The organism is Shewanella sp. SR44-4, assembly GCF_014163715.1.
In the GTDB taxonomy this organism is placed as follows: domain Bacteria; phylum Pseudomonadota; class Gammaproteobacteria; order Enterobacterales; family Shewanellaceae; genus Shewanella.
This window is the reverse complement of the sequence record NZ_JACJDU010000059.1, coordinates 1-24,465: the sequence shown is the minus strand read 5'-3', so window position 1 is coordinate 24,465 and position 24,465 is coordinate 1. Positions and strand designations below refer to the sequence as shown.

The window sequence follows — 24,465 nt, the reverse complement described above, 5'->3', positions numbered from 1 at the left end:
GTTTGAGTTTGAGTTTGAGTTTGAGTTTGAGTTTGGCAGTAAATGATACTGAACGATATCTTTTTGAGAAGAAATATTAATAACGGCTGGCCATTAAGTGCTTATGCACTGATGGATAAAATGAATAAAAAAAGGGAGGCATTGCTGCCTCCCTCTTACTTACTTTCTTAAGTGATGATTAAGAAGTTATCTAGATATTTAGTGCGCTGCACCAGAGTGAACTTTATCAAGACCGTAAGTTTTACCTTCAGCATGACAAGTTGCGCAAGACTCAATTGGTACACCGGCAGCAGACATTACGCTATCACCAGCAACTGTCGCACCATTACTCTTGAAGTGAGCTAGAGCAGCAGCACCAGAGTGAGCGTGACAACTACGACATGCTTCAGCGACAGGAGAAATAAATTCGCCACCACTGATTGCAATTGCAGTTCTGCCAGATGTTAACGTACCAGTGCCAGAGAAGAATGGCATAGCATCCCCTGCAGCATTCGCATCTTTATGACAAGCTTGGCAATTTGTTTTAGTTGCAGGATAGTTAACCCAAGTTTCACCATCTGTACCTAAGTAAATGCCAGCACCTGTGCTACCTGCAAACAAACCACTGTGGAAGCGATGTGCTACGGTCACTAGATCACGGTTGTTATAAGTTAACCCTTCAACAACTTCAAACGTAGGTTCGCCATCAGCATCTACACCAGCTTGCTTGTAAACATCTGCATGGTAAGAACCTGCATAGTTGTTGTTATGACAATCAGCACATTGTGTAAAGTTAGTCACACCATGGTTAGGTGATTTAACGTGAGACAAGTTGTCATGACAAGCATTACATTTAGCTTCGTCAGCTGTTGTACGGTCGTTACCAGCCTGTGTAGGTGAGGTATAAGCTGTCAACTCAGGACTAACGAAACGTAGATTGTCCTCAGTTAATACGCCTTTAGCCGCAACTGCATCAAACATAAAGTACTTAGTGACGATGTTAGCTGGAACAGGTACATCACAAGCACCAGTATCGGTTCCTGCACCTTCAGCTAGTTTGGTATTAACAACAACCATATCGGTCGTTGTATTGCCACACATGTTCATTTCAGAAGTAACTGAAAGTATTTGGCCGTCTAACTGATTAGGTGTAAGTGCTTTAGTTAAGGTTAACTTGCCACTTTGAACCACAAACATTTCTGGATTAGAAGCTGTATTGATACTTAAACCACGCACATAATCGCCATTGCCATCAAGTGTACCGATTAAAATATCATCACCTGATTTAGCTTTGTTTAAGTACTGAGTTAAATCAGTACCATCAGCCGCAACCACACCATTTAATTTAACATCAATGATGACAGTTAATACGTCTGACGCGACTTCAGCAGAAGCAACCTCTAGTACCAAACCATTTTCAAAGGCGGCACGGCGATCAACACTGTGAGCTTCGATTGGGCTTAAACTACCTGCGCCATGACAACCAGAACAAACAGCGTCACTAGCAGGAACGATACCTCTATGGTTAACACCCGTCGTTAAATCAACATCAACGTGACATGATAAACAGGCTTCAGCATAGACATTGTCGTTCCACTGTGTGCCATTATCATGACAAACAGTACATTCATTTAACTCAGCAGGAAATCCAACTCCACCAAACATTTCTTTGGCTTCACCAGTCAACTTGTCAGCAATATGATGACCAGCATGAATGGTATGGATCATGGCATTGAAGTTAACGTTAAAACCAACTTCAGGATCGTCTTGTCCACCGGCATAAGCAGGATTATGACAAGCTACACAATTTTCAACTTTTTGGTAATTATGATGAGCACCAATGTTGGCAATACGCATATCAGTATCAGCGTAACCTTCCATTGGGCTATGACATCTAATACATGCTGCACTAGACACAGCATCTTTTGCAGAAACAGCAAGTTCGCCAGTAGCAGGAATAAAATCTACTGGAGTTGATAAAATCTTATCACTTACTGCTGTACCATCAGCCATCGTAACGTCATAGGCACGAATAAACACACGGACTAAATCGTTTGCATCACCACTTGCTAATACCACAGGCGCATTACCATCATGTGCCCAAGAACCAGTATAAGTACCAGGATTAGCTTCATCTTCAACTAATGTACAAGCATCGACTACAGCGCCGCCTCGAGCTGCGGCAGTACCGGTTAAGGTACAATACATGCTGCTACCAAAATCATTGGCAAGTGCATGGTTTGTCCACAACATTGGTGCGCCAGTGTCAGTAGCATTAGCTGATTGACTGGTCACGTATAACGCAACTTTATCAAGCCCAGTGTATGGAACGTCCGCTCCGCCACTTCCTTTACCTGTTACAGTAAATTTAACGTTAAATGGATCAGCACCTACTACGACGATATCCGTAGGAGCCAGTGTTAAGGTAAAGTCATAGGCATTTTCAACTGTTGTAACAACCGAACCAGCTGGAGTACCAGGCGTGCCAGGTGTTCCATCTGTACCCGCGGCACCAGCAGCTCCGTCAGCACCATCACTGCCGTCAGAACCACAACCGGTCACACCTAACGCTGCAATAAACGCTGCAGCAAGTAATGTTCTATTATATTTCTTCATTTTAAATCCCCCGATTTAAATTTGTAGGTTTTACGCATCTAAAATATAAGGAAATAGAACAAAACACCCGTCTGCAGTGGTAAACCTGTGAGGTTTGGTTACAAATTCGTTAACAGTAATCGATAGTTTTAGTTTTAGGTATACGCAAAAATGAAACCGTCAGTTTCAGATTAAGTAACCCTAAAGAGGTATTAAATGTATTTTGATAATGTAAAAAATAGTGGGCGACCAATAAAAAATCATAAAATCAGCGATTTACATAAATAATGGCTATAAAAAAGATTCAGACCACAAAATTAAGTGTTCTGAATCTCATCAAAAAATGTTACTAATCTTCACACTAGTAATGACTTAATGATATTGATTATCACTTCCTTAACATTTGACGAATAACGGCGGTAGTGTTCTGCTCGCTCAATTAAACAATAACTTGGCATAGCCATCACGCTATTGAGCTTATTAAATTCATCATGTGGAAGTTTTTCTACTCGTAATTGAGGAATTTGTTGCGCAAACGAACCTTCATTACAAATCGTAATGGCTAAGCTGTCCATGGTCAGTATGTGCCAATACCAATCTTCGAGTTTTCTTGCGCACTCAATATCTTCTAGTAGCAAACCATGGGTTTGACAATATAACTCTAAAGGATCAATACGATTGTTAAAGCCTTTACAGCGTAAATACACCACAGGGTGTTGAATAATATCTTCTAACTTGATGTTCTCAACACTACCCCAAAATGAATGGTTAATATTACCTACAACGCATAAAGACGTCACATTGGCAATAGGATAAGCCTCTAAACCATGAGCATCTTGAGTTTCAAAGCCAATACCAAAATCGAGTTCGCCATTGTAAATCAACTCTTCCGTGTCAGCTTGCCAACTGTGAAGTTTAACTTTGCCGATAACATCACGCGGAAGCTTACTTAACGCAATGGCTACACTGGTAATAATGCTCGGCGATACTGCAATATGTAAAATCGGTGTTTGATGGTGATTTAAGCGGTCGTCTGCTACTCGCTCAATTTGGCTCACCATGTCACACAATTGGCATACAGGCTGATATAAACGTTCAGCTAATGGGGTCGGTTTTAGCCCTTGTTGGCGACGAAAAAATAATTCGTCATTAAAAATAGCCCTTAATGATGTTAAACATCGACTAATTTTTGGCGCGGATACAGCAAGCTCTTTGGCTGCAAAATTAGCAAAGCCGGTTTCGTAAATGAGCTTAAACACCAACAAACTAAATACATCTAATTCGCTGACTTTTTTCAGTGCTTGAATATCCACATATCACCTAATCTGCTGTAATGAGGCGATTAAATTAACATGTATCCAAATAAAAAAAATTGATCTAGTGCTGAAAAATGCTATCAACTTCAGCTTTTGTTAATGAACGAAATTCACCCAACGCTAACTGGCTATCAAGCACGATTTCACCAATAGATTCACGATGCAGCGCCACCACCGGATTTCTAAAACGACCAAACATTCGCTTAATTTGATGGTACTTTCCTTCACGCAACACCACCCGAGCTTGATGACTCGATAATACCGTGAGTTGTGCCGGTAATGTGGTGATGTCTTCAAATTCAAAATACATCCCTTTGGCGAATGCCTCTACATACCCTTGTTCTAGCGGATTAGCTAAGGTTACCAGATACTGTTTGTCGACTTTATGCTGCGGCGACATTAATGCTTCGGACCATTTAGCGTCGTTGGTTAATAATAATAACCCGGTAGAATGTAAATCTAATCTACCGGCAATATGCAACATTTCAGTGTTAACCCCGGTAATTAATCCTAATGCCGTAGCGTGTTTATCATCAATGGTTGCACTTACTACCCCATCAGGTTTATTAAGCATATAGTACTGTTTTTGATATTGACGCAGCACCACACCATTACATTCAATATGAGTAAACTCATCAATTTGTAAGTCTGGTGACTTAGCAAACTGGCCATCGACAAGCACTTTATTGGTGACTAACAATAGCCGAACCGCTTTTTTGGGGATTTGTAACGTACCAGCAATAAATTGGTCCAGTCGACCTCGTTTAGACACCATAAAACTTCACCAATATAGAATGATACCAATTTGTTTAAGAATACCTTATTCTGTTAAAAGGCAAAAACATTAAGGAGTAACATGCTTTCGCAACCTGCTAGTACAGATTTGCGCCCAGATATGACCAGCGCTGAATTAAAACAGGCGATTAAGTCACTGGATCAATATTTACAAGATAACATTTTTCAAAGTGCAATTAATGACACCTTGAATAAGCGATCACATTTTTTCGATGCGCTATTATGCCAACTTTGGCAACCCTTCGAATTAGATCCCGCGCGTATCTCGCTCAATGCAGTTGGGGGTTACGGCCGGCAAACCTTACATCCTTTCTCTGATATCGACATCTGCGTTATTCACGATGGTCCATTAACGCCTACGGAAGCCGCTTCTGTAAGCCAATTTCTGACTCAACTTTGGGATCTTAACCTCGATTTAGGTCACGCTGTACGCAGTTTAACTGACACATTCCAAGCGTGTAAGGATGACGTAACCATTGCAACCAGCTTACTGGAAATTCGTCATTTATTCGGTAATAGTCAGCACCAACAGCAAGTGTTGAATGCACTGTACGGCCAGGATTTATGGCAAAGCCAAGCGTTTTTTAATGCCAAACTCAGCGAACAACAAGAACGTCATGCCAAAGCGCAAGGCACCTCATACAGTATTGAACCCAATCTTAAAACCAGCCCAGGTGGTATGCGTGATATTCAAACCCTTACCTGGGTTGCTCGCAAACATTTCGGCGTTGCCAATATGCAATCACTACGTCGCTTTGGTTTTTTAACTAATGACGAATATGCTGAATTAATGGAGTGCCAACACTTTTTATTTAGAGTGCGCTTTGCCTTACATCAAGCAGCCCAACGTTCTGAAAATCGTTTATTACTGCAATACCAAGCTGAAGTGGCTAAATTAATGGGTTTTGGTGATGGTATGCCCATCGGTGAAAGCGGCAATATTGCTATTGAAAAAATGATGTGTCAATTATTTCGCGCCATGAAGCGCATCAGCGAGTTAAACAAAATTTTAATGGCGTATTTCCAACGAGAAATTATTCCAGAGCTCAATCCACAAATAATCGCGATTAACGATAATTTTGAAATAGTTGATAAGTACATTCACGTTCGCGACGAAACCGTATTTATCGATCGCACCCAAATTATGGCGTTATTTGAGTTTATCGCGATTCATCACGACAAAATAATCGGTATTACCGCAGAAACCTTACGATCTTTACGCCAAGTAAGACGTCGTTTAATGGGTGATTTACAAGATTTTCAGCGTTGTCGAGAGCAATTTAAAGCAATATTTGTTCACCCTCAAGGCATGGGACTCGCCATCACCTTGATGCATCAACACGGTATTCTAGCCTCCTATTTACCACAATGGCGTGAAGTTGTTGGCCAGATGCAGTTTGACTTATTCCATGCCTATACAGTCGATGAGCACACCCACAAGGTGCTTAAAAATATATATCTCTACGGAAACGACATCAAAACGTTGGATAAAGATCTGGCATTAGCCGCTGATATTTATCAAAAAATGTCTAATAAGTCGACGCTGTTATTTGCTGCATTGTTTCATGATTTAGCCAAAGGCCGTGGCGGTGACCATAGTAAACTCGGTGCTGTTGATGCCAATTTATTTGCTAAGTTTCATGGCTTAAAAGTGTCACAAGAGAAACTGATTTGCTGGCTAGTAGAAAATCATTTGTTAATGTCTATTACCTCACAACGCATGGATATTTATGATCCTGATGTCGTGAATGCTTTTGCCAAAAAAGTAGGTACCTTAACCCGTTTAGACGCCCTGTACTGCCTGACAATTGCCGACATTCAGGCAACCAATGATGATCTGTGGAATGACTGGAAAGCGTCACTATTAAAAGATTTGTATTTTGTTACTCGTAAAGCACTGCGCAATGGTTTTGAAAATATTCTGCAACTGCGTACTTTGGTACGGGAACACAAGCAAGAAGCACTGAATTTATTAGCCACAGATGACGATAGCAGTGACGATATCAAAAAATTATGGCGTCGTTTACCTATCGCCTTTTTCAGTAATGCCGAAGCGGATGATATCGCCAGATACACCCAAGCGATGATTAAACACGATCTTACGCCTGTAACAGACAATCAATACAACACGCTAATTTTACTCGACGATGTCGTGGTAAAAGGTTGCAGTGACGTGTTTGTTTACACCAAAGACAGACACGGATTGTTTGTAAAATTATTCAATACATTAGCGACATTACGTATTTCGGTGAAACAGGCACAAATAGCCCGAACTAAAGACGGTTATGTGGTTGAGTCATTTAAAGTACTCGATTTTGATGAAAAGCCAATTACCAGTGCACAACGTCGTGAACAAGTCATCAACAAGTTACATCAGGTGCTGGATAAAGGTATTAATTTACCGAAAAAACGCCAGTCGAGGCGACATCAGAGTTTCGATAATCAGCCCAATATCGAATTTTTGCATTCACGTAAATCGACCCGTAGCTTAGTCAATGTGTCAGCATTAGACACCAGTGAGTTTATGGAACAAATTGCCAGTGCATTCAGAGAGTTGGATTTGAATATTCATTCGGCCACCATCAGTACGGTCGGCGAACGCGCAGACAATGTATTTTTATTATCCAATAAAGACGATCAGCAGTTAACCCCTGAACAACAGCAGCAATTGTCGGCAACATTAATGCAAGCTATCACCACAGACGAATAACGGCCTAATCAGTCAGTGTTGTTGATACAAATGAGCCATGTGTGAATGAATCACCATGGCGCTTTTATTTCACCACTAAGCAGGCTTTGAGCAAACTGATGACTATGCGATAATCATGCCCATCAACTGCCGTAAATTAGGTCATCATGTCACAAGCCTTTAGTTATACTGCTGAATATGTACTAGACAAGTCGTACTTTGAAGAATGCTATCTGCAATCAATTCATCCCAGCACATCACCAAAACGTTTTATTAAAACCGCCATTTTTGCACTGGTTGGTTTGGCTATTTTAATGCTCGACACTCTAAGCCCAACATCAATGAGCACCAAAGAAACCTACTATTTAGGTTACTTTTTTATTGGCTTAGCCGTGGTAGAGTTTTTGAGTATTCGTTTTAATAAAACCTGGTGGTTATGGCGTCAAATGATGAGTAAAGCGGCAGGTGAGCATGTCAATCTTACAATAGATGATAATGGTATCAGTAGTCAGTCGCTGCATGTTAATCAACAGATTTTGTGGACTGATATTTATCGAATTACTGAAACCGATGCAGGCTTGTTAATTAAACTGCAAAAAACCACGACTTATTTGTCTAAACGCTGCTTAGATAAAAGCGCTATCGACTTTATTAATCAAAAACAATAACTTAAAAATAACTGAGTACTAGTTCAAGACAGTATTTTAATATAGTAGATCAAAAAACACCACGTTTAGGCTAACGCATTCGCAATGCGTGGACGAATGTCGCTAAGTAACTCATCTTCAAACCATGGATTACGACTAAGCCAAATATTATTGCGCGGACTGGGGTGTGGGATTGGGATATAACGAGGCCCAAACCTGCGCCATTGCTGCACTGTTTCGGTTAATGTTTTCGGCTTATCGGTTAAATAATACTGTTGTGCATATTGCCCCACCAGCAAGACCAACTTGACGTTAACTAACTGCTGCAGCAATAAACCATGCCATTTAGGCGCGCATTCTGGCCGAGGAGGTAAGTCGCCAGACTTTCCTTTACCAGAACCGGCATAACTGCCCGGATAACAAAAGCCCATCGGCATAATAGCAATCTGTTTGGCATCGTAAAAAACGTCTCTCGTTACCCCTAACCATAGCCTTAATCGGTCGCCACTGGCGTCATCAAATGGAATACCCGACAAATGTACTTTACGTCCAGGGGCCTGACCGATGATCAACACTTTTGCTTGCGGATCAATTTGCACTACTGGGCGTACACCATCTACCAGGCTTGATACGCAAAGTTGACAACTTTTTACTTGAGTGAGCAACGAAACCATATTCAATACCTTACTTTTTGTATATAAAATCATAAAAAGCGCGTTAATCGCTATATCTAACGGAACTAAGCTGCAGTAGTATTTGTCAAAATAACAAAGTTCTCCCAAGAAGGAACAACCATGCAACATTCACGTCATTCACGTTTAGCCCTTACGACTTTAGCTGCTATGTTAATTAGCGGTACAGCGATGAGTTTTAGTGCTGCTGCACTTCCCCAAGCACCCGTTAACGATGTAGTTTCATTAAAAGAAGCCTGCCAGCAAATTGCACTTGAAGACCAACTGCCAGAAAGTGAAGTCGGCGCATTTTTGCTTGATTGCGTTAACGACCAATTAACCGAAATGGGCTACGAACGTGTTGCGAGTCTAGATTAAGCCAATACTAAACCAATGCGAAGCCATTGCGAAACCAATACTAAGCCTAGACTACCCTCATGATGACGAGTATCAACTGACTCCCATAAAAAAACGCCATTAAGGCGTTTTTTTATGGGAGTCACCGTTGTTTGAGTAACATATGCTTAAAACGCTTGGCAAAATATCCCAATTGATGCACCTATGGCCACAAACCAAGACAATGAACGTAATGTGCCAAAATTCAATAAATACAGCGCATGGTAAACCAGCCGTGCGACCACATGTACTATGGCTAAAAGCGCAACGATATCAGTGACATTATTGGTGATCAATGCGGTTAATACTGCAATTCCAAATACGATTAGCGATTCAAATGCATTTTGATGCCCTGCTAATGCTCGCGCCCCAAAACCGGTTAATTGAGCTTGTTGTGCCCTTGGATGGTCATTGTCATATCGGCCTAATTTAGCCATTGCCATCGCTAATGGAACTTTTGCCGCATACGGCAACAGCATGGCAATCAATAAACATATCAGTATCGTCTGCATAATCTATCCTTAGTTATTAATATTCTTATTATGTGTAGCTGTGTTTTAGTTGTATTCGTTGTATTCGTTACGATTGAACGCGTTGTGTTAACCACTAATGTAATCAGAACAAAATAACATAATCTACCGGCCTTAATAACAACCTAATTCATATAATGCTTAAGCACTCATCTGCAAAATCGTAAATTATTGTTTCACCTTATAAATCAATCACAAGTTAACACATCAACAACATTTTAGTGACTAGTCTACACTTTAACTTGAAAGATCTTTCGCAGCACCACGGTCATTACTAATACCTCCTAACAAGAATAATGGCTGTACCCAGTCAATCTTGTCATGGGTAAACATGAATAGCAGTAAACATAATAACCACAAATGCAAGGAATACATCATGAATATGAAAGCACAAAGCAGCTTAACCGGCGCAGCATTAGCACTCGCAATGGCAAGCTTATCAGGTCAGGCTATGGCCGCTGAAACAAGCACGGCACCTTTGGCAGCAGGCGAAACAGATTTAGTCCATTGTTACGGCGTTAACACCTGCAAAGGCCATAACGATTGTAAAACAGCCGACAATGCCTGTGGCGGTCAAGCAAGCTGTAAAGGCACTGGTTTTGTTGGCATGCCTTCAAAAGCCTGTGCTGATGTAGGCGGCACGCAAAAAGATGATTGGGTTGGTAAAGTGACTAAAGCCGATTTAGTACATTGTTACGGTGTTAACGTCTGTAAAGGCCATAATGACTGTAAAGGTGCTGATAACGCTTGTGGCGGTATGGCAAGTTGTAAAGGCACTGGTTTTGTTAGCACTACAGCAAAATCTTGTGCTGATATTGGCGGTAAAACAAGCTAATTAAGCTTCATTTGATGGCGCTGTCACCTACTATTGTGGCAGGGTCATCAGCTTACTATCTCAATGATTAACGCAAGTTTTGCCTAACTCAGCTAGAACATTTGCATTAAAATAGGATTCACCATGCCAGATACGCGCATTACAGAAGACTTTCTCGGATTTGGCTTGGGCTTACGAACCGACCATTTTGAATACATTTTGCAACACCAACCAGATATTGACTGGTTTGAAGTGCTATCTGAAAACTACTTAGTCGCTGGTGGTAAACCCCGATATTATTTAGAAGCCATTGCCGAACAATATCCTGTAGTGATGCATGGTGTATCGATGTCGATAGGCAGTACCGATCCTTTAGACATGGATTACTTAAAAGCCCTTAAAAAGCTCAGTAACGACATTCAACCTAAATGGATATCTGATCATATTTGCTGGACCTCAATTCACGGCGTCAATAGCCATGACTTACTGCCACTGCCTTATACCGAAGAAACCGTTAATCATGTGGCGCAGCGAGTTCGACAAGTACAAGACGTACTCGGTCGTCGAATTTTACTGGAAAACGTATCGAGCTATTTGTCATACCAAGACTCGACCATGGATGAATGGGATTTTTTAAGCCAAGTAGCAGAAGCCGCAGATTGCTTAATATTACTCGACATCAATAATATTTATGTCAGCGCCCGTAATCATCATTTTAATCCACTCGATTACCTTAAAAAAATCGACCCACGCCGGGTACAACAGTTTCACTTAGCTGGCCACAGCGACTTTGGTGATTATGTCATTGATACCCACGACCACGATATTCCGCCGTCAGTGTGGACCTTATACCAAGCGGCACTAGAGCGCTTTGGCGCGGTTAGCACCATGATTGAGCGCGACGCTAATATTCCCCAGTTCCCAGCGTTATACCAAGAATTACTCGAAGCGAAAAACATTGCTCAGTTAACCTTGCCCGACGACCCTGCCCTAGCACGCTCACAGTTTGGCACTCGTTCACTTGATGACGTCAGCAAATTCATCAGCGCTAATCATGCTTCATCGCAAAAAGTCAGGGCATAACAATGAGTCGTTTAGCTGAAATTCAACAACAATTTATGCAATATTTACTGTCTGATGGTTCGGATACACAGCACGGACAGATTCAATCGGTGATGAAAGCAAACGTGTCTGAACAAGCGGGGATCAGCGCCGATGATCGCCTACAAATTTATGCCAATGCTTACCGAATTCGATTAAAAGAAACCATTGAAACCGACCACCAGCTGCTAGGTTTGTATTTGGGTGACGATTTATTCGATAAAATGGCAGCCGACTATACTCGTCAATATCCATCAAGTAATAAGTCATTGCGCCAGTTTTGTGATGGTTTACCGGATTTTTTACAACAAGATGCGTTTTTTAAACAGCATCCGATTATCGCCGATTTAGCCCGATTCGAGCGCCGGTTACTTAATGCATTTGATGCTGCAGACTGCGCCCGTACAAGCTTTAGCGACTTACAGGCCATATCACCAGAATTGTGGCCCAATTGCTGTTTACGCTTTCATCCTAGCGTACAAATATTCACTTGTAACAGTAATGCAGTCGAAGCTTGGCAAGCCTTGAAAATAGATACCGCACCTCCCGCACCAGACTATGAGTCGCCTAGAGCGTGGTTATTATGGCGGGGGGAATCTCGCTTAACCGAGTTTGTGTCGTTATCGACAGAGCAACATGCGTTGTTACTTGGGTTTATTCAGGGCAACAACTTTGCCGACCAGTGCGAACAAATGCTGCAATGGCACGACGAGCAATCTGCGCCAATGATGGTACTGCAAACCATGCAAACCTGGTTTCAACGCGGCTTAATTCGAGCGGTAGTGAGTAAGTAGCTAATTTACGTTAACTCATTTCTGGACAAAGCTTGATAACTACTTTCTCGTCGTCCCGGCAGTGCTTTTGAGACGGGAAGACGATTAAATTACCCTGAGTAAGTTGACAACTTACTACCTTAATCTGGTGTGGGCGAAGCGCCACGACGTTAGTGGCCGCAGGCCATATTTGAAAAACGCTTTACGGCTTCAATTCTCTTTGGAAAATATAACTCGAAACAATCAGACTTTATTTATCATTAGTCAGTGTTAACCCTGCAGTGAAGGCAACCATACTTTAACGCTTAAGCCGCCTTCAGGGCGGTTTTGCATACTAATACGGCCACCGTGGGCTTCAATTATTTCGCGGCACAAAGGTAAGCCAATGCCAGTACCAGATTGTTTAGTTGAGTAAAACGGTAACAATGCTTGCGACAATACCTCGCTAGACATCCCGCTACCTTGGTCATCTACTTTGATTAATAACCCGTTAATTGGATGAGTCACTTCCTCAAACGTTATCGACACAGTGTCTGCCACTGCGCCAGACTCGTGGGCATTTTTAAGCAGATTAATAAAGACTTGCTCTAATTGCACTGCATCGAGTTTGATTGGATTAACTGGTAAAGGTGATAACAGCTTAAATGGATATTGTTGCGCTAATTGCTGGGTCATCTTAGCCCAATCAATTGAGGCTTTTTGTGGCAGCGGTAACTTAGCAAACTGGGCATAATGAGAGATAAATTGGCTCAGGTGTGTGGTGCGATTTTCGATGGTATCAAAAATCAATTGCAGCTTGCTGTCGTCTAAGTGCTGGGTTAAAAACTTACCGGAGTTGACCATAGAAGCAATGGGTGCGACTGAGTTATTAAGCTCGTGGCTAATAATTCGAATCACCTTTTTCCACACAGCCACTTCTTGGCGGTTAAGTTCTTTGGTGAGCTGTTTAAGCAAAATTAAATGGTGCTGCTGATTGTTTTGAGTGAAGCGGCCACGAGAGATATGCCAGGTTTCAACGTCGCTACTGTCAGCATCAGTATTAGAATGACTATCAACACCATCGGCCCCGCTACCGCCCATCGAAAACAGTCCTTCTTGCTCACTGCTTAACGCCGCTTTAAGCGTGTCGGGTAACATCACCACAAGATCAGGTAACAACATGCCTTCTACTTTGACGCCCTGATTAAACAAATGCCTTGCAGCGCCATTGGCGTAAATGACTCGCTGGGAATCATCGATTAATAACATGACATTAGGTGAGTTCTGAATCACTTTATCGAGCATTAACTCGCGCTGATAAATAAACTGCCTCTCACTACGCAGCTTTGCTGATGCTTGGTTATATAAGCTCACTAGCGCATCTAATTGTGGTTCGCCGTAGGGATGCAGCGACACACTAAAATCATTATCTTTAAAGTTAAGTAGACCGATTTCCAATGCTTGCAGACTTTCACTTAATCGTCTTGTTAGCCACATACTGCAAAAATAACACACCGCCAGCATCACAATAATAGCCAACCATAAGGTGTCATCACCCAATGTAAGCCACACTAAAGCGCCTGACATCGCTCCCAAAAGGCAGCTCAACATGTTACTGATCAGCAATTTAGTGCGCAGTGATAACATCATTATCTAGTCACCCTAAGGCCATATTTCTCCATACGGCGATAAAGGGCTTGCCGACTTAAGCCAAAGGATTTTGCTACTCTGGCAATGACGCCATTATATTGCGCTAAAGCGTCTTCTAGCTGTTGCTTATCGGGTTCGCAAATCGACTGAGTATCATCAATGCCCTGATCTTGTTGGCCAAGATGATGCTCAACAACAAGCGCATGCTGGGTAGCTGCACCGCCATTAGCTATCGCCATCAAGCCAAAATCATCAATCGTTAATTGTGGTGACTTAGCTAGCAACGCAGCCCTTTTACAGGCATTTTCTAATTCACGCACATTGCCCGACCAACTATGATTAATTAACGCCTGCTGGGTCGACTTATCAAGGCTAAAATGAGCACCTATAAAGTGTTTCACTAACGGTAAAATATCGTCCTGGCGTTGATTCAATGGTGATATGGCTAGCTCAATGACATTTAAACGATAAAATAAATCTTCACGAAAACGCCCATGAGCAATGTCGTCGGCTAAATCCGCGTTGGTAGCACTAATTACCCGTACATTCACTTTGCGGGTTTGATGACTGCCTAAACGTTCAAACTCACCGGTTTGTAATACCCGTAATAACTTTACTTGGCCAGATAATGGCAAATTACCAATTTCATCTAAAAATAACGTGCCACCATCGGCAGCTTCAAAACGGCCCATACGGGTTTTATTGGCGCCCGTAAAAGCGCCCGCTTCAGCGCCAAACAATTCGGCCTCTAATAAATCCATTGGTAAAGCACCAATGTTGACCTTAATAAACGGTTTGTCTTTTAATGGCGAGTTGGCCTGTAAAATATCGGCTATTTTGTCTTTGCCCGCACCATTTGGGCCAGTGATCATCACCGACACATCGGATCGCGCAACTTGCAATGCCAAATCAACACAGCGCTGCATGGCGCCACTACCAAAAATTAAGCCACATAAATCGGCGCCATTAATGGCCGACATGCGTTCACTGTCTATCCGGGTTAATTGGCTATTTTGCTGAGACAGTCGATAAATTGATAATAGGTTGCTAATACTATTAAGCAGCTTAGCGTCATCCCACGGTTTCCCCATGTAATCAGCTGCCCCCGCTTTAACCAACTCGACAGCGGTTTCTAATTGGGTCCACGCAGTCATTAAAATAATCGGTAAATTAGGCTGTAACTGACGCAATGCGTAAAACAGTTGCTTGCCTTCTTCACCCGAGGTGGTATCACGGCTAAAGTTCATGTCTTGAATGACTAAGCTGATCTCTTTATTAGTCACAATCTCAATAGCCGCATCAGGTGAGTGGCAAAAAATAGCTTGATAGCCATGCAGCTCAATCATTAGCGCAAGCGCTTGGCAAATGGCGTGATTGTCATCAACAATTAAAATATTATCCATTAGAATATGTTTGAGTCCAATTAGGTTGCTGTTATACAAAAACATGTTTATGCAACTGCATGTTTATACAATAAACATTTACTCATAAAAGTATGTTTATACAATGAACATTTACTCACAAAAGTAAATAAACAATAACATGACAGAAGACCTCACTGTCACATTATTGTTAAGCGCAAGCGCCGCAGTTTAACAAATTACACACTGCGCGTTGCCATGGCGGGTGAAATATTCGCGGCTTTAGCGGCCGGCACTATTACCGCTAGCGTTGTCACTACCAGCAAGCCAATAACAGAGATAATCGGATAAATCACCGGTACCATAGGTAAGCTATACAGTGACATTAATTGCTGCCCAAGTACTAACGATAACATGCCACCGATGACCCCACCGACAATACAAATTAGGTAATTTTCCACCATAAAGTATTCAATAATGTCACGCTTACGTGCACCCAGCGCGCGGCGAGTGCCTATTTGTTTGGTGCGGCGTTGAATATTAAACATCACCATACCGGTTAATCCCAACGCTGTAATTAACAGCAATAACACCACCATAATACTTAACACTGTCGCCATTAAACGGTGGTTACTGTAAGTTAAATTTTTAATTGTGGTGAGGGTTTGGAAGTTCTCCACTACACGGTTTGGGTTTTCTGCATGCAAGGCTTTACTAATGGCTTCTTCTAACGCTGGAATATGTTCAGGTAATGCCCGCACCATGTATGATATATTACTACTACTGCCACCAAAATCGATATTCTGGATCACGCTGTATTCAAAGTTTTCGTGGTCAACCCAAGCACCTTGTAGCTTATCCACTACGCCTATAATGGTCACGGCTTGCTCACCTTGATACATGGTTTTACCTAGAGGCGACTCATCGCCCCAAAAGGCTTTGGCTAACGGTTGCGACACTAACGCCATCATGCCGCTGTCATCTAAGCTGGTATTAATTTCATCGGCGGTAAAATTTCGCCCGGCAATTAACTTCGCTCCCATCACATTGAGTAAGTGCTCATTACCCAAATAAAAGGCAAACCCAGGGGTGCTTTTAGCGGTATCTGCATCTGGGCCGTCAACATAGCGATCCATCCATCCGCTGCCGCTTAACGGCAACATATTGCTATAACTGGCATCAATTACATTGGGCAGCGAACGCAAAATTTGTTGGTCAACTTGGTTTTGTTTCATGTTGTCGATAGCAGGATCGAAATTATACAGGTTAAAGGTCAGGATCTGATCTTCGGCATAGCCAGATTCTCGCTGCATTAGCGACAAACGTTCGTTAATAATAAAACTCGCATTGGCGACTATCGCAACCGACAAAATAATCTGCAATAGCAATAAAACCGGCGCACTTTTACTGCGCATTAAACTGGATAAAATCGGTTTGATATGTAACATGGTGATGTCCTTTCTTAAGCTTAACTGGAGTTATTGGGCTTTTAAATACACACTGGGTTTAGTGCGGCACACCACCCAAGCAGGGTAAACCCCAGCCAATACCGCGGTAGAAATAGCAATTAATGGCGTGATAATCCACATACTGGCATCAAGTCCAGTAACACTTTGGTCCATTGAAAAATAGCTATGCAGCGCCGTTAACGACCCCCAAGCCCATAACAAACCCACTACGCCACCGATAAAACCAATCATACCCACTTCGACCATATACTGACCAAAAATCTGTCCACGGCTGGCACCAATAGCACGACGAACACCCACCTCTGGCGCACGCTTTAAAAACTTGGTTAGCAACAGCCCGAGAATATTCACCAAGCACACGCTTAAAAACAGCAAGCTTAAGCCGACTAATATTTTATTATCTTTAGGCACCACATCGTTATCTTCGAGCCATTTCGCGATGTCGCTAATTTGCACTGACTCGCTAGGGGTTTTAGCGGTATCAGTAAAGCGGCCGAGCGCTCTTTGCTGCTCAACATAACGCGTTAACCAGCCTAAAAAGCTTTGTTTCTGCTCATCGGTGTTCAGTTCAGTCCAAAATTGAATCCATACTTTTTCTGACGCTAAGCGGTCGCTGTATGTGATCATGGGTTCGAACTTCCAACCGCTGGTGTTACCCCATACATCAAATTCCTCTTGGCCTGTTAACGAGAACGGAATGAATATCTCTTCAGCATCATTAAAGGCACCATTAAGTGGGTCATAGTATTTAGGTTGCGGATTCCAGTCATCAATAACCCCAACAATTTGATAAGGTTTACGGTCTAAAAAGAGTGTTTTGCCTACGCTATTTTTACCTTCAAAAAAGCGTAAATTTAATTTTTGACTAATCACCACTTGGTAAGCTGGGCGTAAATCAACACTGGTATCCCAGTAACTGCCATAAATAAAGGGTACCGAAAAAATCCGAAAAAAGTCTCTGTCGGTTAACCGAACGCTGTTCAACACGGGTTCAATTTTAGGATTGTCAGATTGTAATGCTAAGCCGGTTCGATAAGTCGCTGCTTTGAGGCTTAATTCTTTGTTATTGCGTAAGTTCATCGCATCCATATAGGTGATGCTTGGAATAAACTCATCCCAGGTATCCAAGCCTTGGCTCCACAACTGCACTGAATTAATCACCTCACTGCGATCGCCCGCCGGATTATAAGACATGGTTTTATAGACATTGAGCGTAGTGATAGTAATGCCGATACCAATCGAAATCGCTAATACCATCAACATCGATAACATCGGCGTTTTACGGATACTTCGCCACGCTAAATCACAATAGTAAAAAAACATAGTGTTCCCCTTAGCGAGTGCCGGTAGCAGCTGGTTGGTACATCGAAAAATCACACACTTGACCATCAACAATTTGAATATTGCGCTGAGCACGGCGAGCAAGTTCTGAATCATGGGTCACCATAATAATAGTGGTGCCTTGTTGATTGATATTTTCAAGTAATTCCATCACCTGGCGCGCCATTAAGCTGTCTAAATTACCGGTTGGTTCATCGGCTAATAAAAACCGTGGTTCGCCTGCTAATGCACGCGCAATAGCGACACGTTGTTGTTGTCCGCCAGACAATTGCGTCGGTAAGTGTTTCATCCGCGCACCTAAGCCGACTTGTTCTAATGCGGCTTCGACTCGGCGCTTACGCTCACTGGCATTCATACCGCGATAACGCAGCGGCACTTCAACATTTTCGGCCAGGTTAAGGTCAGGAATAAGGTTGAACCCCTGAAAGATAAAGCCAATTTTTTCATTACGGACTTTAGCGCTTTTGTTGTCACTTAAATTCGACACATTAACGCCATCAAGGCTGAACTCGCCAGAGGTAAAGCCTTCGAGCAAACCCGCAATATTCAAAAAGGTGGTTTTACCTGAACCAGACGGGCCTGTCACCGCAACAAACTCACCTTCTTTCACTTCAAGGTTAAAGTCGCGTAGCGCATGGGTTTCAACTAAGTCAGTTTTGAATACTTTACTGATATTTTTCATGGATAACATAATGGCTTCCTTGGTTAATTCGGTTGTCGCATCCCAGCGCCTAGGGCTGATAATGTCAATCTTGCAAATCTGAATACGGCTTTGTTAAATACTTTTGTTTTTAATGCTATTAGCGTCAGTGCCGTTAGTATTAGTCATGGCTAAAACAGCAGCTTAATCTTGACCATGTCGCTAATATCAATATGCAAACTAACGGTAGGGCTAATATCTCTTAATCGATTCGAAACCTGGCTACTCATGTCAATTAATTGCAAACTAACCGATAACCAATCTGTATGATTATCAATGCGATAACTCACCGCTATTGCGAGAATAAATAACGCCAGTAGCGCGATAAGCTGTCTACGTTGAATAAAAGTCATAGAATGTCCTTACTCAGTTGAGTGTTTGGTTATTTGATTCGTTATTGATTTAGCTATCGACTTAATTATCAACTTAGCTATCGGATTTGAATTGTTGGATCATTTTTAAAGGTTTCGGTACCGGATATCACCCATACATCACCCTCTTCACCGCCTTCAAGCACTTCAACCTGGCTCATACTGCGTGCGCCCAATTTAACGACTTTCTTATGAGCAACAGCGTCACTCACTTGATACGCTACTTCGCCGCCCATATTGAGAAAATCACCACGTTTCACTATCAATACATTGGGTCTATTTTCCAGTAAGACTCGGGCAGACAAACGCTGATTTTGACGTAACGATAAAGTGTTACTGTCAGCAAAACGCACTCGAGCAGTCACTTCACGATTACGTACTTCAGGTGAAATTGACGACAATTGGCCTACCACATTAACGTTGCCAAAACTCAGCTCGACATCCATCCCTAAACCCAGTTCATCGGCATAAGACTCTGGCACAGCTAACTCAGCTTCAAAGGCAGTTAAATCGACCACAGTTAATATTGGTTGGCTGGCGGCAATACGGGCTTTTTGTTCCACCAGCCAGTTACCAATAATGCCGCTAACCGGCGCGATAATACTCAAGGCGTTGGCTTGACGAGTTAACTCTCTCACGACTAAAGCCTGGCGTTGTACTTCAAGGGTGCGGTTTTTAATTTCAAAACTGAGGGTGTCGCGCATAAGCTCAACTTCTTGCTGGGCATGCTTATGTAATAATTTGGCTTTGTGTAAATCATCTTTGCTTTTTTCAAAATCAATCTTGCTGATCAAACTCGACTCAATCAATTGATCACCACGACGACTTTCACGATCAGCCGCTTCTAAATCGACTTTCGCCATGTCTAAAATCTGGCTAACGCGCAATTGCTCACGGCGAGCATCTAACTTGGCGCGCTCTAAACTGCCCTGCATGCCTTCAAGCATCGACTGCTGTTGTTGCAATTCACTTTGTAAACGCGGGCTTTCAATCTTGGCCACCACTTGTCCCAGCTCAACTTCATCACCAGGCTGACTTAATAACGTCACCACACCTTCTTCCGTGCTATATAAAATGGGCGCATTGGCCGCGACAATTTTACCGGTAGTGGCAATATCACGCACCAACGTGCCACGGGTTAAGGTTGCCAAACGTAAATCAGCACCATCAACCGAACGTTGATTACTGTCATGACTTAAACTCGCCCACACCAACGCGCTCATCAATATGGCACCACAACCTATCATCAAGGGTAAGCGCAATTTACGGCCTAACTTAGGCGCAATAACAGTATCTTGGCTACTTGTGTCTTTAATCATCTCAGGTCCTTAGGTAACGCGCTGACCGCCTTCACATTTATACCAAGATAAAGCACAAGCCATGCCAATAGTTATTTATTGTTATTTATTGTTATTTTTCATAATGATAAGGATTTATAAAGATAACCGTACACCCTAAAAGTGTCCGCGGACAGCGTTGAAAACTGTCCGGTTATTGAGAAAGTGTCCGAGCGGACACTTTGTTTTGCTTTGTACTTATGGCCTACGGCCACGAATGAATAAGATAGTCAGATTGCCCTACACAGGCCAAATACCGCGTCATTCCGGCAATGTTTTTGAGCCGGAATCCAGGTGTTTATTTTGCTTTGTACTTTTGTACTTTTGTACTTTATGGCCTGCGGCCACTAACGCTTAAGATCGCAAGGTTCCACCCTGCACGGGCCAAAAGGGGATCAACAGCAATCCCCTCTTGGATCACCCCTGCCGTTCCGGCAACATTTTCGCTATTTAACCAAACAATAGCAGCGAAAAATTTGCGACGGAAATTGAGCCAGCTTTAAACCGTATTTGTAGCCGTCTTCGGCCTTACTCGAAAATGCTAACGCTTCCGATGGGGCGTCCCTTCCCCTCGAAAGCTAGCTGGCCGTCCATGGCCAGCTCACGCTATTTTCTTCAACGGCCTCAAGTTCAGAGTTGAATTTGGACATTTCAAGCTGAGGTATCTAAGTCATTTATGGGCAGAAGCATTTTAGAGAAGCCAATGTTTCAATTTACTTTTTATAAAAGTTACTCTGACCACGCTAAATTTCTAAATCGAGACATACTGATTTACTTTGCTAACAAACCCGTTCAACTTGGTTTAACGCCAACAATAAGTAAATGACAAATTGCTAAAACAAGCATTGCCGAAAAACGACAGTTATTTGGCTTTTTGATTAGCGTGGATTTTATTTAACTCTTGAGACAAAACACTTTCCATTGTGTCGTGTTGCGGTAGTTGTTTTTCAAGTATATCAACTAGTTCATTATATTTAGGTGAAGCACCAAGTTGTGGCAACAATATCGTTAAAAAAACTAAGGGAATAGCCAAATAGGCAAACTGTTCTTCAGGTAAAACACCAAACAACATGGCGATTAAAAGGCCAACTAATATCGCAAATAACACTGGCTGGAACAGTTTACTTTTGTTTCGTGATTTAATGGCAGCTTTAACAACTGCAACTTCTTTTTGAGTCATATCCATTATCAAATATCCATAAAAAATAATGTTTTAGTATTTGTGCTTAACACGGTTTACAAAGCATAAATCACTTGTTGGACTTGGTCGATACCATATATACATTTTAGGTAACTTTTACTTAACATGATGCTGTAAGCATTTTCTTCAACAGATCCAAGTTCAAGGTTGAATTTATACATTTGTAAGCTGATGCGAACTCGTTTTTTAGACAAACGTTGGTTTAAGATATGGCCTGCGGCCACTAACGCTTAAAATCGCAAGGTTCCACCCTGCACGGGCCAAAAGGGGATCAACAGCAATCCCCCTCTTGGATCACCCCTGCCGTTCCGGCAACATTTTCGCTATTTAACCAAACAACAGCAGCGAAAAAATTGCGACGGAAATTGAGCCAGCTTTAAACCGTATTTGTAGCCGGCCTCGGCCCATTTTGCAATAAAGAGTGAAAATGCTAACGCTTCCGATGGGGCGTCCCTTCCCCTCGAAAGCTAGCTGGCCGTCCATGGCCAGCTCACGTCATTTTCTTCAACGGCCTCAAGTTCAGAGTTGAATTTGTACATTTTCAAGCAAAGCATATAACGCATTTGTGGACATAAACGAGTTAGAACGGAGACCTAAGCTCAAAAGTTTTGATTAGGTAAGGTTTGAGTAATTTATAAGATAATGCGCCTGATTCATAAGCAATAATAAGCAGAAGCCTGTGGATGTATTTCTTGAATATGCACGTTTATAATTTGTCAGTCAGCACTTACGTAAATACTAAGCAACGTTGTCTTCAATTTTTAGATTTTAAAGATTCCTGCTAATTTGTCATTACCCAATATTTTAACAACGAAATTAGCAGACTTATAATTTTATCTTAGAGAAAAAAACAAGACAATTGCTTCGCTGCAATACTTAAAGTATCTCATAATGATTCATTGGAATTTGTGATACATGGTCAAGGCGCCATGCTCCCTCTTCGTATATAAAGCTCACTGAATGTAACTCATCTTTAAAATGATATTCTGTAGCAGAATCATTTAATAAACCGTAGTAGTTACGCTGGATATTCTCATAGCCTTTTTCGATATTCATCATCGCAAAATAGCCTGGCATAAACATTAATTGACTCAACGCTTTGTCAGATTCTCGGCTTATGTTCGGCACATCTTCACGCTTAAAACGTTCAGAAAATAACGCAGAGAATACTTGTTCATCCTTGTAATTCAAATAGGCTGAAATTGTCCAATTAGCGAGTAATAGGTCAAATGATTGCTTAGCATGATTTAAGTCCTCAAAAGGCGTGTCACCTTTGTTAGAAACATAATCTTGATAATACTGCTCAGCATCAGCTACGGTTTGCCTTAACAGTAATGCCATTTTTATCTCAGTTTCAGAGCCAGATTTATTGAGAATATCGACGAACTGATCGACTGTATTAACTTGTTCTGCCCAACTTTTGAAACCTCCCTGAAGAAATGGTGCGAACTCACTTTTATACTTTTCTGCAAGATTGCTCAATTTGAGTTCGTCAAATTTTGCCTCTTTAACGCCTATGGCAAACCTATCTTTAAATTGACCCATTTTAGTATTTTCGGGTTTTAGCAACCCATAACTTGAACCGCTATAAGGGTCGGGCGTATCAGAAGAATCCTCTTTTGCTATAATTGATTGGATTGGTCTTTCGCCTTTGAAAGCTTTATCTAATCCTGACTGAGTTGCCGAATTTATTGCTATTTTAGCTTCAATATCATCATCGGAAATTTTGGCAAAAGCAGCAGCATGTTCTATTACAGCGATAGCGACTAACTCTGATGACAACATTTTTTGGTATTGATAATAGTTACACCTGCGATCGCACGCTGTCATCGCCATGCCAGATATATCACTTAGTTCGACTTCTTTTGTTTGAACAAATAAAGACGCATCAAATACCCCTTTAGGGATGCCATCGACTTTATAGCTTAATGAAAGTCGACTGTTAGGGATAAAAGTGCCGTTAACATTCAACTCTTGCTTATTTGCACACACAGAAAAAGTTCGGGTTGTGATAGGAAATTGGTGTTCATAGGAGGCTGACACAAATAAATTATCTAATGGTATCCCTTCTGGCACCGTTCCAGTAATTCTGACGTGACAACTCTCAGTGTTTGCAATAACTGAAGCACTGCTCAAAAGTGCTAGTAAAGTTATTGCAAGCGTAGTACGTGATTGTTTAAGTCCTTTTAACATTTATCTTCCTTGATATGTATAACTATCTATATTTCATGGATTTATAATGTATACCAATTATTTTGAAATGTACAAAAGTAAATTAATTTACACATTCAATCTATATAAATCACTGCATATAGTCAGATAACAGATAACAGATAACAGATAACTGTAGTGGCTAATTCAAATTGACCTCTCACTTAGATCTTATCTAGCTCACTTTGGGGCGTGCGACGTGAGGTCGTATGAAGCGCTGTTCACCGCTTTTGAGTGAACCATCTGTATCACCAGATGAACCTAGGGCTCTGAATAAAGTAGCGAGCCTAACAATGTAACGAAGATTGGTCATGGACTAATCGGGATCTCAATCGTGAGAGGACGATCCTCCTGATAACCACAAATCGGGTGAGTGCTAGGTAGTCAGTATGATGAACATAAGTGAATCCGCGTAAGGTGCGTTATGTGATGAAACAGCGGAAGTGGTTAATACGCTGTAGCCAAAAGGCATGAGAGTTGGAAAGAGATTGCCCCATGCTCTTTCGTGATCAATACGCTCTCCGCACTATAGCGGGCAT

20 protein-coding genes are annotated in these 24,465 nt (G+C 41.9%); 6 read left to right on the top strand and 14 right to left on the bottom strand.

Going from position 1 to position 24,465, the window contains the following annotated elements; all coding sequences use genetic code 11:
• Positions 1 to 198 precede the first annotated feature (198 nt).
• The 3 genes from H5125_RS19455 to H5125_RS19445 all read right to left on the bottom strand — a co-directional run bounded on the left by H5125_RS19455 (position 199) and on the right by H5125_RS19445 (position 4,665).
• Positions 199 to 2,595 (bottom strand): OmcA/MtrC family decaheme c-type cytochrome, encoded by a 2,397-nt coding sequence (locus H5125_RS19455; protein ID WP_101085830.1) that lies wholly within the window; start codon positions 2,593 to 2,595, stop codon positions 199 to 201.
• 335 nt (positions 2,596 to 2,930) lie between these two features.
• A complete protein-coding gene (locus H5125_RS19450; RefSeq protein ID WP_101085831.1) occupies positions 2,931 to 3,887 on the bottom strand; it encodes a LysR family transcriptional regulator in 957 nt (318 codons plus the stop codon).
• Between the two features lie 64 nt (positions 3,888 to 3,951).
• Positions 3,952 to 4,665: a 16S rRNA pseudouridine(516) synthase gene (locus H5125_RS19445; protein ID WP_182745076.1), complete on the bottom strand. Its 714-nt coding sequence runs from the start codon at positions 4,663 to 4,665 to the stop codon at positions 3,952 to 3,954.
• An 81-nt stretch (positions 4,666 to 4,746) separates the two neighbouring features.
• Between H5125_RS19445 and glnD the strand changes: the two genes are divergently transcribed.
• Positions 4,747 to 7,395 (top strand): [protein-PII] uridylyltransferase, encoded by a 2,649-nt coding sequence (gene glnD / locus H5125_RS19440; protein ID WP_182745075.1) that lies wholly within the window; start codon positions 4,747 to 4,749, stop codon positions 7,393 to 7,395.
• Positions 7,396 to 7,541: 146 nt separating this feature from the next.
• Positions 7,542 to 8,042, top strand: coding sequence for a YcxB family protein (locus tag H5125_RS19435; RefSeq protein ID WP_162022491.1), 501 nt, complete (start codon positions 7,542 to 7,544; stop codon positions 8,040 to 8,042).
• Between the two features lie 65 nt (positions 8,043 to 8,107).
• On the opposite strand, the gene H5125_RS19430 is transcribed toward H5125_RS19435, so the two are convergent.
• Positions 8,108 to 8,701, bottom strand: a complete 594-nt coding sequence (locus H5125_RS19430) for a uracil-DNA glycosylase family protein (protein ID WP_392341505.1) — start codon at positions 8,699 to 8,701, stop codon at positions 8,108 to 8,110.
• Positions 8,702 to 8,815: 114 nt separating this feature from the next.
• Here H5125_RS19430 and H5125_RS19425 point away from each other — a divergent pair, with 114 nt between their 5' ends.
• A complete protein-coding gene (locus H5125_RS19425) occupies positions 8,816 to 9,070 on the top strand; it encodes a hypothetical protein (RefSeq protein ID WP_182745074.1) in 255 nt (84 codons plus the stop codon).
• 146 nt (positions 9,071 to 9,216) lie between these two features.
• Here H5125_RS19425 and H5125_RS19420 read toward each other — a convergent pair whose 3' ends face one another.
• Complete coding sequence (locus H5125_RS19420) at positions 9,217 to 9,600, bottom strand: MAPEG family protein (protein WP_059746530.1); 384 nt, start codon at positions 9,598 to 9,600, stop codon at positions 9,217 to 9,219.
• Between the two features lie 394 nt (positions 9,601 to 9,994).
• Between H5125_RS19420 and H5125_RS19415 the strand changes: the two genes are divergently transcribed.
• The 3 genes from H5125_RS19415 (at position 9,995) to H5125_RS19405 (ending at position 12,327) form a co-directional block, all read left to right on the top strand.
• Positions 9,995 to 10,453 carry a hypothetical protein gene (locus H5125_RS19415; protein WP_101085837.1) on the top strand — a complete coding sequence of 153 codons (459 nt, stop codon included), beginning with the start codon at positions 9,995 to 9,997 and terminating at the stop codon, positions 10,451 to 10,453.
• A gap of 123 nt (positions 10,454 to 10,576) precedes the next feature.
• On the top strand, positions 10,577 to 11,515 hold the full coding sequence (locus tag H5125_RS19410) for a DUF692 domain-containing protein (protein WP_182745073.1): 939 nt from the start codon (positions 10,577 to 10,579) through the stop codon (positions 11,513 to 11,515).
• Between the two features lie 2 nt (positions 11,516 to 11,517).
• A complete protein-coding gene (locus H5125_RS19405; RefSeq protein WP_182745072.1) occupies positions 11,518 to 12,327 on the top strand; it encodes a DNA-binding domain-containing protein in 810 nt (269 codons plus the stop codon).
• Between the two features lie 249 nt (positions 12,328 to 12,576).
• On the opposite strand, the gene H5125_RS19400 is transcribed toward H5125_RS19405, so the two are convergent.
• The 9 genes from H5125_RS19400 to H5125_RS19360 form a co-directional block, all read right to left on the bottom strand.
• Positions 12,577 to 13,932 (bottom strand): PAS domain-containing sensor histidine kinase, encoded by a 1,356-nt coding sequence (locus tag H5125_RS19400; RefSeq protein ID WP_182745077.1) that lies wholly within the window; start codon positions 13,930 to 13,932, stop codon positions 12,577 to 12,579.
• Positions 13,933 to 13,934: 2 nt separating this feature from the next.
• Entirely contained in the window at positions 13,935 to 15,338 is a 1,404-nt protein-coding gene (locus tag H5125_RS19395) for a sigma-54 dependent transcriptional regulator (protein ID WP_182745071.1), read from the bottom strand.
• Between the two features lie 197 nt (positions 15,339 to 15,535).
• Positions 15,536 to 16,744 (bottom strand): ABC transporter permease, encoded by a 1,209-nt coding sequence (locus H5125_RS19390; RefSeq protein ID WP_182745070.1) that lies wholly within the window; start codon positions 16,742 to 16,744, stop codon positions 15,536 to 15,538.
• A gap of 30 nt (positions 16,745 to 16,774) precedes the next feature.
• Positions 16,775 to 18,088 (bottom strand): ABC transporter permease, encoded by a 1,314-nt coding sequence (locus H5125_RS19385; protein WP_182745069.1) that lies wholly within the window; start codon positions 18,086 to 18,088, stop codon positions 16,775 to 16,777.
• Between the two features lie 10 nt (positions 18,089 to 18,098).
• Positions 18,099 to 18,797: an ABC transporter ATP-binding protein gene (locus H5125_RS19380; RefSeq protein WP_182745068.1), complete on the bottom strand. Its 699-nt coding sequence runs from the start codon at positions 18,795 to 18,797 to the stop codon at positions 18,099 to 18,101.
• A 140-nt stretch (positions 18,798 to 18,937) separates the two neighbouring features.
• Positions 18,938 to 19,159 carry a hypothetical protein gene (locus tag H5125_RS19375; protein ID WP_101085844.1) on the bottom strand — a complete coding sequence of 74 codons (222 nt, stop codon included), beginning with the start codon at positions 19,157 to 19,159 and terminating at the stop codon, positions 18,938 to 18,940.
• 77 nt (positions 19,160 to 19,236) lie between these two features.
• On the bottom strand, positions 19,237 to 20,496 hold the full coding sequence (locus H5125_RS19370) for an efflux RND transporter periplasmic adaptor subunit (protein WP_123883843.1): 1,260 nt from the start codon (positions 20,494 to 20,496) through the stop codon (positions 19,237 to 19,239).
• A gap of 880 nt (positions 20,497 to 21,376) precedes the next feature.
• Positions 21,377 to 21,700: a hypothetical protein gene (locus H5125_RS19365; RefSeq protein WP_182745067.1), complete on the bottom strand. Its 324-nt coding sequence runs from the start codon at positions 21,698 to 21,700 to the stop codon at positions 21,377 to 21,379.
• An 891-nt stretch (positions 21,701 to 22,591) separates the two neighbouring features.
• The gene (locus tag H5125_RS19360; RefSeq protein WP_182745066.1) at positions 22,592 to 23,908 is read right to left on the bottom strand and encodes a hypothetical protein; all 1,317 of its coding nucleotides are present in this window, start codon (positions 23,906 to 23,908) and stop codon (positions 22,592 to 22,594) included.
• Between the last annotated feature and the right edge of the window lie 557 nt (positions 23,909 to 24,465).

Bases quoted from the DNA above. Each gene is read 5' to 3' on its own strand.
- H5125_RS19445 (WP_182745076.1), bottom strand. From the start codon at position 4,665: ATGGTGTCTAAACGAGGTCGACTGGACCAATTTATTGCTGGTACGTTA.
- glnD (WP_182745075.1), top strand. From the start codon at position 4,747: ATGCTTTCGCAACCTGCTAGTACAGATTTGCGCCCAGATATGACCAGC.
- H5125_RS19360 (WP_182745066.1), bottom strand. From the start codon at position 23,908: ATGTTAAAAGGACTTAAACAATCACGTACTACGCTTGCAATAACTTTA.
- H5125_RS19395 (WP_182745071.1), bottom strand. From the start codon at position 15,338: ATGGATAATATTTTAATTGTTGATGACAATCACGCCATTTGCCAAGCG.
- H5125_RS19370 (WP_123883843.1), bottom strand. From the start codon at position 20,496: ATGATTAAAGACACAAGTAGCCAAGATACTGTTATTGCGCCTAAGTTA.
- H5125_RS19400 (WP_182745077.1), bottom strand. From the start codon at position 13,932: ATGTTATCACTGCGCACTAAATTGCTGATCAGTAACATGTTGAGCTGC.
- H5125_RS19390 (WP_182745070.1), bottom strand. From the start codon at position 16,744: ATGTTACATATCAAACCGATTTTATCCAGTTTAATGCGCAGTAAAAGT.
- H5125_RS19415 (WP_101085837.1), top strand. From the start codon at position 9,995: ATGAATATGAAAGCACAAAGCAGCTTAACCGGCGCAGCATTAGCACTC.
- H5125_RS19405 (WP_182745072.1), top strand. From the start codon at position 11,518: ATGAGTCGTTTAGCTGAAATTCAACAACAATTTATGCAATATTTACTG.
- H5125_RS19410 (WP_182745073.1), top strand. From the start codon at position 10,577: ATGCCAGATACGCGCATTACAGAAGACTTTCTCGGATTTGGCTTGGGC.
- H5125_RS19380 (WP_182745068.1), bottom strand. From the start codon at position 18,797: ATGTTATCCATGAAAAATATCAGTAAAGTATTCAAAACTGACTTAGTT.
- H5125_RS19455 (WP_101085830.1), bottom strand. From the start codon at position 2,595: ATGAAGAAATATAATAGAACATTACTTGCTGCAGCGTTTATTGCAGCG.
- H5125_RS19385 (WP_182745069.1), bottom strand. From the start codon at position 18,088: ATGTTTTTTTACTATTGTGATTTAGCGTGGCGAAGTATCCGTAAAACG.
- H5125_RS19425 (WP_182745074.1), top strand. From the start codon at position 8,816: ATGCAACATTCACGTCATTCACGTTTAGCCCTTACGACTTTAGCTGCT.
- H5125_RS19365 (WP_182745067.1), bottom strand. From the start codon at position 21,700: ATGGATATGACTCAAAAAGAAGTTGCAGTTGTTAAAGCTGCCATTAAA.
- H5125_RS19435 (WP_162022491.1), top strand. From the start codon at position 7,542: ATGTCACAAGCCTTTAGTTATACTGCTGAATATGTACTAGACAAGTCG.
- H5125_RS19420 (WP_059746530.1), bottom strand. From the start codon at position 9,600: ATGCAGACGATACTGATATGTTTATTGATTGCCATGCTGTTGCCGTAT.
- H5125_RS19375 (WP_101085844.1), bottom strand. From the start codon at position 19,159: ATGACTTTTATTCAACGTAGACAGCTTATCGCGCTACTGGCGTTATTT.